A 13,364-nucleotide genomic window follows, 5' to 3' on the forward strand; every position below is an offset into this window, starting at 1 on the left:
AAGGCGGCGCACATGCCGACCGTAGTCCTGGGTAGCCGGTACCCGGACTCCGACAGGAGACATGCGTTCCGCACAGCGATTGGACATCCCATGACTGACCCCCTTTCCGACAGCGGCGCCTCCGCCGTCCAGCAGGCCCTGCGCGTGGTCGTCGAGCAGGGAGCGGACGACGCGGCGCTGCGTACGCTGGCCGGCAGCGAGGTGCTGCTGCCCGCCAACATGGACGCGGTCGGCCCGGATCCCAAGGCGATCAGCCTGCCCGTCTACGAACTCGACGACGGCACCGAGGTGGTGCCGGTCTTCACCACACAGACGCGCATGGAAGAGGCGATGCCGCGGGTCGGCCGTCATCGCAGCGCGCTGCTGGGCGCGCTCGCCCATGGCTGGCCGTCGGAGCAACTGTCCCTGGTCATCGATGCCGGCACGCCGGAGGAACTGGCGCTCACGGCCCGCGGCGTCAAGGAACTGCTCGACCGCGACGACATCTGATCCCGAAGCCCCTGTTGCGACGCCCACGGGTCGCCCTGCGCGATCCCGAGGAGATCGTCTGAGTACCCCCTCGCGCGACGGACATTCCAGTCGGCACTCGGGCCACACCGCCGGCCCACACCGCGAATCGGCCGACGCGCGATTGTCAGTGCCAGGTGTCACGCTGATTTCACACAGGACCTGCGAAAGGGAATCGCCGTGATCACCACTGACCTCACTCCCGGCTCCCCCTGTTGGCTCGACCTCGGTGCCCCCGACGTCCGAGCGGCCGCGGCCTTCTACGGCGCGGTGCTCGGCTGGGAGTACGAGTCCATGGGCGAGGGGGAGGACATGGAGGGCGGGATGTTCCGGAAGGACGGCAAGACCGTCGCCGGGCTCGGCAAGCTCACCGAGGAGGGCGCGCGCTCGGCCTGGATGATCTACTTCACCGTCACCGACGCGGACGCCACGACCCAGGCCGTGGAGCGCGCGGGCGGCACGGTGCGGGTGGCGCCGAGAGACCTCGACGACTGGGGCCGGATGGCGCAGTACAGCGACCCGCTGGGGGGCCAGTTCGCCGTCTGGCAGCCGGGGAAGAACGCGGGCTTCGAGCTGGCGGACAAGCCGGGCTCGCTGTCCTGGACCGAGCTGTACACGAGCGACGCCGCGGCGGCCAGGGAGTTCTACGGCGGTGTCTTCGACTGGCAGTTCAGCGACATGGAGCTGCCGGGCGGTGGGGGCACGTACACCCTCATCACCCCCGCCGGGCTTCCCGAGGAGCGCATGCAGGGCGGCCTCATGGAGCTCCCCAAGGAGAACCTCGCCCTCGCGGGCGGGCGGCCGTACTGGCACCCGGTCTTCAATGTCACCGACTGCGACGCCGCGGTCGCCCAGGTCACCCAGAACGGCGGCAGCGTGCAGATGGGACCGCAGGACGCGGAGGGCGTCGGCCGCCTGGCCGTCTGCCTCGACCCGTCTCAGGCGGACTTCGTGGTGCTCACCCCGACCGAGAGCTGAGCCCGCCCTCTGCCTTGCCGGACGTGCGGGCACGGCGGTCGTCGCCGGCGCCCGCTGGTATGCCGGTTGCCGCCGTTCCTAGACTGGGAGCGGAGGCCGGCCCGGCGGTGCGTCCGGTGCGGGAAGGCGGTGGCGCTCCATGCCGTACGTCGCTGTGAGTGCGCTCAGCCATCCCGGGCTGCTCCGCGACCGGAACGAGGACAGCCTCGTCGTCGGACCGTGGACGCTGTGCGCCACCGTGACCGAGAATCCGCAGACCCTGGTCTTCCCGCTCGGCACACCCCTCGTCGTCGCCGTCGCCGACGGGCTCGGCGGGCATCCCGGCGGCGAGGTGGCCAGCGCCCTGGTCGTCCGCCGGCTCGCATCGACCGGCCCCGCACTGAGCAGCGAGGACGCTGTCCGCGACGCCCTCAACGCCTGCAACCGCGCCGTGTACGAGGCCGCCGGCGGCGATGCGGGAGGCGATCTCGCCACGATGGGGACGACGGTCGCCGGAGTCGTGGTACAGCCTGACTCCCTGCTGGCGTTCAACGTGGGCGACAGCCGGGTCTTCGCGGCCTCCGGCGACGGGCTGCGCCAGGTCAGCGTCGACGACAGCCCTCCGCTCGCACCCGGGCAGCGCACCACGTCCATCGTCACCCAGTGCCTGGGCGGCAGCCCCGGCTACCGCGCCGTCCTTCCCCATGTGACGGCCGCGCCTTTGGCGCCCGGCGACCGCTACCTGATCTGCACCGACGGTCTGACCGACCCGCTGACGGAGGACGTGCTCGAGGAGGTGATGCGGGAGTACGACGACGGCCGGGCGGCCTTCGAACTGTGGAAGTCCGCCATCGCGGCGGGCGGCCCCGACAACATCACGCTGGCGGTCGTACGCGTCGGGGAGGAGGTCGGGGACGAGTAGGTCCCTCAGCTCCCTCAGGTCCCTCGGGGACGATCCGCATCGTTCTGCGGATAGCCGTACCGTCCGTGCAGCCGGACGAAGCGGGCCGCGGTCAGGACCCGCCGCCGCTCCAGCCCCGAGGCGGTGCGCACGAAGCACACCACCTGCTCGTGCCCGCCCGGCCCGATCGGCTGAACCAGGCGGCCGGACGGCCGCACCTGCGCGATCAGCGGCGCGGGCACGTCCGGGAAGGCGGCCGACACGATGACCGCGTCGTACGGCGCGCGCTCCGGCACGCCGCCACTGCCGTCGCCGACCCGCAGCTCCACGTTCCGCACGCCATGCAGCGTGAGGTTGCCGCGTGCCTGCCGGGCGAGGTCCGGCCGCATCTCGATGCTGACCACGTCGGCGGCCAGCCGGGCGAGCAGCGCGGTCTGGAAGCCGAGACCGGTACCGACCTCGAGGACGTGCTCGCGCCCTTCCAGCCCCAGGCTCTCGATCATCATGGCGGACAGCGACGGTTGGGTGGTGACCTGCCCCTGCCCGATCGGAACGGGTACGTCCCGGTAGGCGGCGGCCACCTGACCGGCCGGGACGAAGTGCGCCCGGGGCGTCGTCCGCACGGCCTCGAGCAGCCGCTCGTCCCGGATCCCGGCGGCTCTGAGGGCCCGCACGAGATCCTCGGGCTCCTTGGGTCCGGAGCTCATGGGAGGCTCACCACACTGTCAGGCTAGGCCTGTCGGGCGGATCATGCCGTCAATCTCGTGCTCGGTTGCGTACCCGCGTGAGTCATGGTCCGGATACTCGGCACGCCGCGCCGGGACCAGGTCCCGGCCGGGTCATGCCACCGTGTCAACGGACGTCGTGAAAGGTCGCCCCTGCCGCGTCGAGTGCTTTGGCGACGTTGCGATAGACCTGGGCAACTTGTCCGGCGAGGTCGCCCGGTGCCACGAGGCCGCCGTTCTCGCCCCAGGCGACCTGTCCCGCGATGTGGACCTGTCTGCTCCCCGTCGCCACCGCCACATGGTGGTAGATCGGGACTCGGACATGCCCGTCCGGGTTGATGAGCGAAACAGCCATGAGATCTCCTTGTGTCCGTGGTCGAGGGTTCTTACGGCATCGCGGTGGCGACCTCAGGTTCCTGTTGATCGGCGACCTGGTTCGCCAACAGTCGCAGCGCGTCGGCCGAGGCGCTGTCGTTGGGTGTATAGACCTCGAGCCGGTGGTCGGGGCTGTCGGGCTGGAGCCACACCTGGTAGTCGACGTCGACCCTTCCGACGGTCGGGTGTTGCAGCCACATGGTGCCCACGGTGCAGTCCGCGACGTCGCCTTTGGCCCATAGCGCGGCGAAGTCGCCGCAGCGCATGGCGAGTTCGCCGATCAATTCGGCCAGCCGGGCGTCGGTGGGGTACCTGCCCGCGGTGAGCCGCAGGTAGGCGACATGAGTGCGGGCCAGTTCATCCCAGTTTCGGTGCAGGTCGCGGGTAAGCGAGTCGAGGAAGAACATCCGGGGGATGGACGGCCGTCGTGCCAGATCGTGGGGCGCGTCGAAGCCGACGTGTTCTGCGACGAGGGCATGTCCGGTGCGGTTCCAGGCCAGCACGTCGCCGCGGCGGCCGAGCACGACGGCCGGTGTGGTTTCACCCAGGGACTTCAGGAGCGCCAGTACCCGTGGGTGTGGCCTTTCCGGGCGAGGACGCACCAGGCGTGACGTCGTGGGCTGACGGGCGAGGTTGTGCAGGTGGGCTGTCTCGGCCGGATCGAGCCGGAGCACGCCTGCGAGCGCGTCCAGGACCTGCCGGGAGGCCGTACCGGCCTGACCTTGCTCCAGCCGCGTGTAGTAGCCGGCGCTCACACCGGCGAGCTGGGCGAGCTCCTCACGGCGCAGGCCCGGTACACGGCGGGCGGCGCCGTACGTGCGCAGTCCGACGTCGCCGGGCGTGACCCGGTCGCGGCGGGTCTTGAGATAGGCCCCGAGGCTCTCCAGCTCCATGACTGCGAGCGTAGGCGCCACGGTCCGTTCCTGGGTGCCCCTGTGAGGTGTACCCGGGCACGGACCGGCCTGCGAACCCAGCGGCCTCTGACAGCCGTCGAACGCCTACAGGAAACTGACGTTCTGCGCGAGCGCGAGCCGGCCGGAGTAGTTGATGGTGTTGGTGGCCGGGCGCATGTAGGCGCGCCAGGCGTCCGAGCCGGACTCGCGGCCACCGCCGGTCTCCTTCTCACCACCGAAGGCGCCGCCGATCTCCGCTCCGGAGGTACCGATGTTGACGTTGGCGATGCCGCAGTCGGAGCCCTCGGCGGACAGGAAGCGTTCGGCTTCCTGCTGGTCGCGGGTGAAGATGCTGGAGGACAGGCCCTGCGGGACGTCGTTGTGCAGGGCGATGGCCTCCTCGAAGGTGTCGTAGGTCAGGACGTAGAGGATGGGGGCGAAGGTCTCCTCCCGGACCACGTCGGTCTGTTCGTCGACGCGGACGATGACCGGCTCGACGTAGGCGGCCCGGGGTGCCGAGTCGGCCAGGCGCCGGTTGCCGCCCGCGAGGACCTTGCCGCCCTGTGCCTGCGCGCGGGCGACCGCGTCCCGCATGGCGTCGAGAGCGGTCGTGGAGATGAGGGGTCCGACCAAAGTGCCCTCGTCGAACGGGTCGCCGATGGGGAGTTGGGCGTACGCGGCCGTCAGGCGCGCGACGAGCGTGTCCGCGATGTCGCGGTGGACGATCAGACGCCGCAACGTGGTGCAGCGCTGTCCCGCCGTACCGGCGGCGGCGAACACGATGCCCTGCACGGCGAGGTCGAGGTCGGCCGAGGGGGCGACGACGGCGGCGTTGTTGCCGCCGAGCTCCAGCAGGCTGCGGCCGAAGCGGGCCGCGACCCGGGGGCCGACCTCGCGGCCCATGCGGGTGGAGCCGGTGGCGCTGACGAGCGCGACGCGCGGGTCGTCCACCAGCTTCTCGCCGATGACGCGGTCGCCGAGCAGCAGTCGGTGCACGTCGCGGGGCGCGCCGACCTCCTCTGCCCCCTGGGCCAGCAACCGCTCACAGGCCAGGGAGATCAGCGGGGTGAGCTCCGAGGGCTTCCAGATCACGGTGTCGCCGCAGGCCAGGGCCACGGCGGTGTTCCACGACCACACGGCGGCGGGGAAGTTGAACGCGGAGATGACACCGACCACACCCAGGGGGTGCCAGGTCTCGGCCAGGCGGTGGCCGGGGCGCTCGGAGGCGATCGTGCGGCCGTAGAGCTGGCGGGACAGACCGACCGCGAAGTCGCAGATGTCGATCATCTCCTGGACCTCGCCGAGCGCTTCCGAGCGGATCTTGCCCGCTTCGATGGTGATCAGGTCGGCCAGGTCGCTCTTGTGCTCGCGCAGCAACTCGCCGAGGCGGCGCACCAGTTCGCCGCGGCGGGGCGCCGGCGTGGTGCGCCAGGCGAGGAACGCCTCGCGGGTGGCGGCGACGGCCTCCTCGGCGTCGGCGTCGGTCGCTGCGGTCAGGCCGAAGAGGTTCTCGCCGGTGATGGGCGTACGGGACTGGAGGCCGGTGCCTTCCGGGACGGTCACGCCGATGCGCTGAAGGCTCGTTCGGGCACGGGCGCGCAGGTCCTCGGTGGTGGGCAGGGCGGTGCTGGTCATGATGCTCCCTTGAGGGTGGTGAGGTGCAGTTCCCCGGCGACCTGGGCGAGGGAGTCGTTCTGCTGCCGTTCGTACAGGGCGAAGGGGTCCAGGACGTCTCGCTCGATGGCGCCGGAGAGCCAGTCGCTGTCGTAGGCGGTGCCCTGCTGGTCGTTGTCCCGGGAGCCCGCGTCGCTGAGGTTGGACTGGAAGATGCCGGCCGCCGAGCGGGGCAGGAAATCCTCGTAGACGATGGGCTCGGCCCGTACCCAGCCCTGTGCCACCAGGTCGCTGAGGGCTGCGGGTGGGCGGCTGCCGCCTCGCGGCCGGTCGGGCGCGACGTGGTAGGTGAAGTACGCCAACCCCTGGGCGGCGAGGTCGCGTTCGGTGCCCGGGACGTTTTCCGCCCACAGGGTGCGCGCGAGTTCGGCCCGGTCGGCTCCGGGACGCAGGGCCGCCTGCTCGTCGACGAGGGAGAGCAGGCGGTCGTAGAGCGCGCGGCCCGCACGGGTCACGGCGATGCCGCGGGCTTCGACCTCGCCGAAGCGCACGCGAAGGGCTCCGCGGGTGACGCTGCCGTCCGCGAGGCGCAGGGCACGGGGTTCGGCGAGGGCCCGGAAGGACGTCTGGCGCAGCAGCAGGTCGGGGCCCTTCCACCTGGGAGGCCCCTGGACGGTGTCGATCATCTCGATGCCGCGCTCGGTCATACGACGGTAGAGGTCGTCGATGTCCAGGACGCGCGGGGTGAGGTGGTTGATGTGGGTGCTGCGCACGCCGCCGATGTCCGCGGCGACGGCGGAAACCCGCTCCAGGGTCTCGTACCAGGCCTTGTCGATCGGCTCGGTCGACAACTCGATGGCGTCGACGGCGAGTTGGAGGAAGCGTTCGGCCTCCTTCTCGGGCAGTTCACGCTCGGCCTCCGCCCGGTCGGCCAGCGCGAGCAGCTCCGGCGGGAACAACTCGCGGGTGGCGAGGAACGTCTCCAGGCGGGAGCGCAGGTCGGCGTCGAAGAACCGCGGGTCCGCCGGGGTGAGCATGGAGGTGAAGACCCGGAAGGGGTTGCGGGCCAGTTCCTCGCCGTCGACGGGACGGAACGCGGTCGACACCACGGGCACCGCGCTGGAGGCGGCTTCCCGCAGGTCGTAGAAGCCGACCGGGTGCATGCCCAGGGCGCCGAAGACGCGGGCGACCTGCCGCAGTTCGGCGGGGGTGCCGACGCGGATGGCGCCGTGCCGTTCCGCGGTCACCCGGCTGATGGAGCCGAGCCGTTCGGCGTCGGCGCCCCGGGCGCGCAGGACGTCCTCGTTGACCTCGCGGGAGACGTCCACGAGCGTGGTGTAGGCGGGGACCTCCCGGCCGTACATGTCGGAGAGCCGGGCGGCGAAGGCGGCACGCAGCTGCCACTGGCTGATCATGGAAGGGCCTGCCTCTCGAACAGGGGGCTCAGCAGCGGAGTTCTGGGTGTCCGGGGTGTTCGGGGTTTTCACACCACATGGGCTTCGGGGCGGACTTCGGCTCCCGCCCGGAAGCGGTCGGCGCTGAGCGGGGAGATGTCGACGAACGGTTCGCGGTCCAGGCAGAGGTCGCGCAGGATCTCGCCGACGGCGGGGCCCTGCAGGAAGCCGTGGCCGGAGAATCCGGTGGCGTACAGGAAGTTGCCGAGCTCGCCGGAGCGTCCGATGAGGGCGTTGTGGTCGGGGGTGACCTCGTACAGGCCGGCCCAGCCGCCGACGGTCTTCATGCCGGCCAGTTCGGGGGCCCGTCGCCGTACGGCGTTCCGGAACAGGTCGAGCCACTGAGGGGTCCAGGTGGTGTCGAAGCCGTCGGGCTGGTCGGGGTCGGCCAGGCCGAACAGGAGGCCGTCGTCGCTGTTGTGGAAGTAGGCCGACGAGGCGAAGTCGATGGTGAAGGGGATGCGGGGCGCCGGGGGCGAAAGCGGTTCGGTGAAGGCGAGTTGGCGGCGTACCGGCCTGACCGGGAGGTCGATGCCGACCATGTCGCCGATCTGCCCGGACCAGGCGCCCGCCGCACAGATGACGGTGGAGCAGGCGATGCGGCCGCGGCCGGTGTGGACGGCGGTTACCCGGTCGCCGGCCGTGTCGATGCCGGACACGGTGGTGTGCGTGGCGAAGGTGACGCCGGCTCGGGCGGCGGCGTCGGCGTATCCGCGCACGACCAGGCCGGGGCGGGCGTGGCCGTCGGTGGGCGAGTAGGCGGCGGCCACGAGTCCGTCGGTGTCGACGTAGGGACACAAGGCGCGGGCCTCGTCCGGGGTGATCATGCGGGTGGGGACGTCCAGTGCGTTCTGGGTCCTGACGCCGGCCTCGAAGTCCGCGGCCTGCCGGTCGGTGGTGAGCAGGAAGAGGTAGCCGACGGTGTCGAGGCGGATGTCCGCGCCGGGGCGGTGCGGGAAGTCCAGGTAGGCGCGCAGGCTTCGGCTGCCGAGTTCGATGTTGAGCGGGTCGGAGAACTGGGCGCGTACTCCGCCGATCGGTTTGCCCGAGCTGCCGCAGGCCAGGTCGCCGCGCTCGACCACGACGATGTCGCTCACCCCCGCCTCGGCGAGATGGAACGCGGCACTGGCACCCATCACGCCACCGCCGATGATCACGACATCCGCGGTCGGCGGAACGGAGCGGAGAGTGGATGAGACGGAGCGGAGAGTGGATGAGACGGAGCGGAGAGTGGATGAGGAGGACAACAGGCCGTCCCTTCCATAGGCCGACGCGAGAGCCGAGGAGACTTCGACTCGGGGGCGTGGCTCGGGCTGTCAGTGAGTGCGAGACGCTGATCAGCTTTCTGCCCGTCATCGTGGCGCACTCCGACCTTTGACGTCCATGCATGCCGAGCGGATCCTGTCCACGGAGGCCGAAGCCGTCGAGGCGCTGGAGCGCAGCCGGGCGAGATCTCAGGCGTGCTGGTGGTGGGTCTGTTCGCCACGGCCGCCGCCGAGATCCTGCCGCCGGCCCTGCGGCGAGTGCGCGAGGCCCACCCGCGACTCGCCGTGCACAGCCGGGACATGGACGTGGACGAGGTGTACGACGCCGTCGCCTCCGGCGCGGTGGACCTGGCGCTCGGCCTGGACCACCCCGATGTGCCCATCCCCCGCGATCCGGCCCTGCGGGTGACGCAGCTCTACCGGGAGCGGTTCTCCCTGGCGGTGCCCACCGGGTGGTTGGACGGCCGCGAAGAGGTCGCCCTGTCCGACACCCGTAACCTGGGGTGGATCCTGCCATCGCCCGACAGCTACTACGGCCGCGCCGTGCGCACCGCCTGCCGACGGGTCGGCATCGAACCCGATGTCCAGCACGAGGTGACGGACACCGCGGCCACGCCGGCGCTGGTCGAGTCGGGCATCGGGGTCAGCACCGTGACGGACCTGATGCTCAGGCTGCGCGCCTCGCACTTCGACGTGGTGCGACTGCGCGAGACGGTCGAGCCGCACATCGTCGTGGTGTTCCGCTCTTTCGCCGAGCACCGGCCCACGGTGGCCGCGCTGGTCGACGTCCTGCGGGCGGTGGCAGGAACCCGGCGCGGTACGCCGACATAGAACAGGCGCTGCTCGCCCTGCCGTCGCATCCGTGCCGCCCGCCATGCGGCTGGACCGGGAGCAGAAACGGCTCGTCCGCGGGCACTGCCCGGCGCAGTCGAATGCGCTGCCTCCCGATCGACGTAAGAGTGAAGGCAGCACATCCCAGGACTTCAGGAGCACCCCATCGTGACCGTAACCGCGGATATGGCCATCTCCCTCGACGGCTACGTCGCCGGCACCGACGTCTCCCTCGACAACCCGGGAGGCGACGGCGCCGAGCCGCTCTTCGAGTGGATCCACAACCTGGCGAGCTGGCGGGAGCGCCAGGGCATGACCGGCGGGGAGGAGAACCGCGACTCCGAGCTGATGCGCGAGTGGTTCGACGCCACCGGAGCGGTGGTCATGGGCCGGATGATGTACGACACGGGCGAGGAGTTCTGGGGCGACAACCCGCCGTTCAGGGCCCCGGTCTTCGTGCTCACCCACCGCCCCCGGCCGACCCTGGTCAAGGAGGGCGGCACCACCTTCACCTTCGTCACCGACGGCATCCACAGCGCCCTCGACCAGGCGAAGGCCGCCGCCGGGGACAGGAACGTCGACATCGCGGGCGGGGCGAGCACGGTGCGGCAGTACCTCCGGGAGGGCCTCATCGACGAACTGCAGCTGCACGTGGTGCCCGCGCTCCTCGGAGACGGACTGCGGCTCTTCGAGGGACTGGGCGCCGGGCGGCGGAACCTCGAACCGGTCAGGGTGGTCGACACGCCCCTCGCCACCCACCTGAAGTACCGCTTCGTGAAGTGACCCGGCACGGATGAAGCCGGCCCCGGCGGATGGGGACGTTCAACAGGCGCTCGCCGCTGGGGCCGGCGGAGGGGGACGGCGTCGTACGGGATCCTCAGTGGGCGAAGACCCCTGCCCGCCGCCCTGCGCCTCGAATCCCACCTCACCATGAAGAAGATCAAGGCGGACGGCTGAATCCCGCGGCACACAAAACTCCCGCGCACACCCTCTCCTCAACTTCCCCGCGATACAGGCACATTGAAGACGGCCTGCTCTCTTGAAGCATCAAGTACCTTTCCGATGCCGGTCGTTCGAACCGGCATGCGCCTCGGGGGACCTGACCAGTCCCGAGTGGAGGGAACCATGCGCAACGGCCACAGACGGGCCGCCACCAGCCTCGTCACGGCGATTGCTCTCGCCGTCACCGGCCTCACCGGTACCGCGTACGGACACGGCGACCCAGCCGCGGACGACGCTGTCGACAACGGCACCGCCCATGACCACGACCATCAGCACGGCGGCGAAGAGGGGCACCTCTCGGCCACCGACAAGAACGTCCGCCTCATCAGCAAGCTGAAACTGCCGAACGTCACCGAAGGCAAGATCGCCGACGTCGGCGTCTACAAGGGACACGCCTACCTCGCTTCCTGGGGAGGCGTGGGCTGCGACAACACCGGCGTCCACGTCGTCGACATCCGCAAGCCCAGCAAGCCCAAGGTCGCCGGCTTCATCCCGGCTCCGGCGGGCAGCGCTCCCGGCGAGGGCATCCAGACCGTCCGCCTGTCCACTCCTTCCTTCACCGGCGACGTCCTTGTCAGTAACAACGAGGTCTGCGGCGACGGCGGTGTCGGCGGCATGAACCTCTACGACGTCACCGACCCCGCCGAGCCGAAGGTGCTGGCCGAGGGCGTCGGCGACTTCACGCTGGACGGCGAGCAGTCCGAGAAGGCCAACGACATCCACAGCGTCTTCGCCTGGGACGCCGGCGACAAGGCGTACGCCGTGATCGTCGACAACCTGGAAGCCGCCGACACCGACATCATGGACATCACCGACCCGGCGAAGCCGCGACTCGTCGCGGAGTACGACCTGACGGAGACGTTCCCGCAGATCGTGCAGGCGGCGCCGGAGAACCTGGGGGAGATCTTCCTCCACGACATGGTGGTCAAGAAGATCCGTGGCCGTCAGGTGCTGCTGGCGTCGTACTGGGACGGCGGGTACATCGCCGTCGACGTGACCGACCCGAAGAACATCACGTACCTCGGCGACACCGACTTCACCGACCCCGACCCCGAGGCCGCCGCGAGCGGACTCGACGTGGCGCCCGAAGGCAACGCCCACCAGGCCGAGTTCACCCTCGACAACCGCTTCGTCATCGCCGCCGACGAGGACTTCGCCCCGTACCAGGTCTCGGCCCGCAACACCGACGACGACACCACCGTCAACGCCGGGCAGGGCGTCCCCCTGGAAGAAGGGCAGACCGTCACCGGCGGCACCACGTACGTCGGTCGCGCCTGCAACGGCGGCCCGGCCGTCCCTGCGGGTGACCCCGCCGCCATGGACATCGCCGTCGTCGAACGTGGCTCCCACGTCGAAGGCGGCGTGTGCACCTACAGCGAGAAGGTCGCCAACATCGAGGCCGCGGGCGGCTACGACGGCGTCCTGGTCTTCAACCGCACCGGCGCCGACGCCTGCGACTCCCAGGCCGGCATGACCGTCGAGGGCAACCTGCCCACCTTCGGCGTCGCCCCGCGCGGCCAGGGCTTCGCCGTCTTCGACCAGCCCTACAGCAACGACGACTGCCTCGCAGGCACGGGCCCGGCCACCCTGCCGGTGGACATCGGCACCAAGGGCGACCGGCTCACCTTCTCCTCCTTCTTCGACGGCTGGGGCTACGCGCACCTGTACCGCACCGAGCGCGGAAAGATGACCGAGCTGGACACCTACGCCATCGACGAGGCGCACGACCCCAAGTACGCCTCCGGCTTCGGCGACCTGTCCATCCACGAGGTCGCCACCTCCCAGGTCCGGCCCGACCTCGCGTACTTCTCCTACTACGCGGGCGGCTTCCGCGTCGCGAAGGTCAAGCACGACAAGCTGGTGGAGGTCGGCCGCTTCATCGACGAGGACGGCAGCAACTTCTGGGGCGTCCAGGCCTTCAACCACCTCGGAAGGGAGTACGTCGCCGCCTCCGACCGCGACTACGGGCTCTACATCTTTCAGTACACCGGCCGCTGAACTCTGAAGGTGAAGCAGCGCGGGCCCCGGAGCCGTTCCACCTCGGCTCCGGGGCCCATCCGTAGGGGGCGCGGCCTCCACTGGCCGGGCTGCGATCAGATGTGCCCGTGCTTCGTGTCCGTGTTGACGTCCGCGCTCATCAGCCGTCGACGTGCCGGGGAATTTCCGAGGCGTCGGCGAGAGAGGGCCGTACCCCTGCCAGCGTGACCGTGACGAGCCGGTGGACCGCGGCCCCGGACGGTAGGTCGCCGGCCGCGGTGAGGGCGTGGAGGCAGTAGCTCGCGAGCTCGCCGGGCGCGATGTCGTCCCGCACGTCACCGGTCCGTGCGCCGTCGGCCAGTAGGTCCTCGACCATGCCGTGGAGTCGCCGCTGTGCCTGGGTGACCTGTCGGTCCTGGTGCAGGAACACCGCGAGGTCGCCGTCGTGGTGCCGCCGGGCGGCGTGGGCGATGAGGGCGAACGCCCGCAGTACGGCCTCCAGCCGCGCACCGGCGCCTTCGCTCCGGTCCCGGACCTCGGCCAGCTGGTCGAGGTGATGGTCGATCTGCCGCTCGTGCCAGGCGAGCAGGATCGACTCGACGTCCGGAAAGTACTTGTACAGCGTCGCGCGGCCGATCCCGGAGTCCTTGGCGATCCGCGACATCGTCACCGACGTCAGCCCGTGCTCGGCGACCAGCGCCGCGGTGGTGTCCAGGACCGCGGCGCGTACGGCGGCGCGGTGGGCATCGATCGTCTCGTTCCACAGCTTGGGCACGGCTCCAGCATACGGTCCGGCACTGCCATGACACTATGGATTGACAGCGACAAGGTGTCTCGATAAAGCTGAGACTGTTGCCCCAGTG

The 13,364-nt window shown here is 70.6% G+C and carries 13 protein-coding genes; 6 read left to right on the forward strand and 7 right to left on the reverse strand.

All coding sequences use genetic code 11. The features are described 5' to 3' along the window. Positions 1-90 precede the first annotated feature (90 nt). From CLM62_RS28530 to CLM62_RS28540, 3 genes are all read left to right on the forward strand, one after another. A complete protein-coding gene (locus CLM62_RS28530) occupies positions 91-489 on the forward strand; it encodes an SseB family protein (protein WP_095752781.1) in 399 nt (132 codons plus the stop codon). A 198-nt stretch (positions 490-687) separates the two neighbouring features. After that, complete coding sequence (locus CLM62_RS28535) at positions 688-1,485, forward strand: VOC family protein (RefSeq protein WP_095752782.1); 798 nt, start codon at positions 688-690, stop codon at positions 1,483-1,485. 139 nt (positions 1,486-1,624) lie between these two features. Beyond that, complete coding sequence (locus CLM62_RS28540) at positions 1,625-2,386, forward strand: PP2C family serine/threonine-protein phosphatase (protein ID WP_095752783.1); 762 nt, start codon at positions 1,625-1,627, stop codon at positions 2,384-2,386. Between the two features lie 14 nt (positions 2,387-2,400). On the opposite strand, the gene CLM62_RS28545 is transcribed toward CLM62_RS28540, so the two are convergent. From CLM62_RS28545 to CLM62_RS28570, 6 genes are all read right to left on the reverse strand, one after another. Next, the gene (locus CLM62_RS28545) at positions 2,401-3,072 is read right to left on the reverse strand and encodes a protein-L-isoaspartate(D-aspartate) O-methyltransferase (protein WP_095752784.1); all 672 of its coding nucleotides are present in this window, start codon (positions 3,070-3,072) and stop codon (positions 2,401-2,403) included. Positions 3,073-3,217: 145 nt separating this feature from the next. After that, positions 3,218-3,445 (reverse strand): RidA family protein, encoded by a 228-nt coding sequence (locus CLM62_RS28550; RefSeq protein ID WP_095752785.1) that lies wholly within the window; start codon positions 3,443-3,445, stop codon positions 3,218-3,220. Between the two features lie 31 nt (positions 3,446-3,476). Continuing rightward, positions 3,477-4,358 carry a helix-turn-helix transcriptional regulator gene (locus tag CLM62_RS28555; protein WP_095752786.1) on the reverse strand — a complete coding sequence of 294 codons (882 nt, stop codon included), beginning with the start codon at positions 4,356-4,358 and terminating at the stop codon, positions 3,477-3,479. Positions 4,359-4,463: 105 nt separating this feature from the next. Then, a complete protein-coding gene (locus tag CLM62_RS28560) occupies positions 4,464-5,993 on the reverse strand; it encodes an aldehyde dehydrogenase family protein (RefSeq protein ID WP_095752787.1) in 1,530 nt (509 codons plus the stop codon). Further along, on the reverse strand, positions 5,990-7,387 hold the full coding sequence (locus CLM62_RS28565) for a 2-oxoadipate dioxygenase/decarboxylase family protein (protein WP_095752788.1): 1,398 nt from the start codon (positions 7,385-7,387) through the stop codon (positions 5,990-5,992). The genes CLM62_RS28560 and CLM62_RS28565 overlap by 4 nt, the downstream gene beginning before the upstream one ends. Before the next feature lie 68 nt (positions 7,388-7,455). After that, positions 7,456-8,583 (reverse strand): FAD-binding oxidoreductase, encoded by a 1,128-nt coding sequence (locus tag CLM62_RS28570; protein ID WP_257004134.1) that lies wholly within the window; start codon positions 8,581-8,583, stop codon positions 7,456-7,458. A 303-nt stretch (positions 8,584-8,886) separates the two neighbouring features. Between CLM62_RS28570 and CLM62_RS28575 the strand changes: the two genes are divergently transcribed. The 3 genes from CLM62_RS28575 to CLM62_RS28585 all read left to right on the forward strand — a co-directional run bounded on the left by CLM62_RS28575 (position 8,887) and on the right by CLM62_RS28585 (position 12,522). Next, positions 8,887-9,522, forward strand: coding sequence for a LysR substrate-binding domain-containing protein (locus CLM62_RS28575; protein ID WP_257004135.1), 636 nt, complete (start codon positions 8,887-8,889; stop codon positions 9,520-9,522). Between the two features lie 168 nt (positions 9,523-9,690). Then, on the forward strand, positions 9,691-10,305 hold the full coding sequence (locus CLM62_RS28580; RefSeq protein ID WP_095752790.1) for a dihydrofolate reductase family protein: 615 nt from the start codon (positions 9,691-9,693) through the stop codon (positions 10,303-10,305). 342 nt (positions 10,306-10,647) lie between these two features. Beyond that, positions 10,648-12,522 (forward strand): LVIVD repeat-containing protein, encoded by a 1,875-nt coding sequence (locus CLM62_RS28585; protein ID WP_095752791.1) that lies wholly within the window; start codon positions 10,648-10,650, stop codon positions 12,520-12,522. 139 nt (positions 12,523-12,661) lie between these two features. Here the strand turns inward: CLM62_RS28585 and CLM62_RS28590 are convergent, their stop codons facing one another. Beyond that, entirely contained in the window at positions 12,662-13,276 is a 615-nt protein-coding gene (locus CLM62_RS28590) for a TetR/AcrR family transcriptional regulator (RefSeq protein WP_095752792.1), read from the reverse strand. Positions 13,277-13,364: the final 88 nt, after the last annotated feature.

The organism is Streptomyces sp. SA15 (assembly GCF_002291145.1).
Classification (GTDB): Bacteria; Actinomycetota; Actinomycetes; order Streptomycetales; family Streptomycetaceae; genus Streptomyces.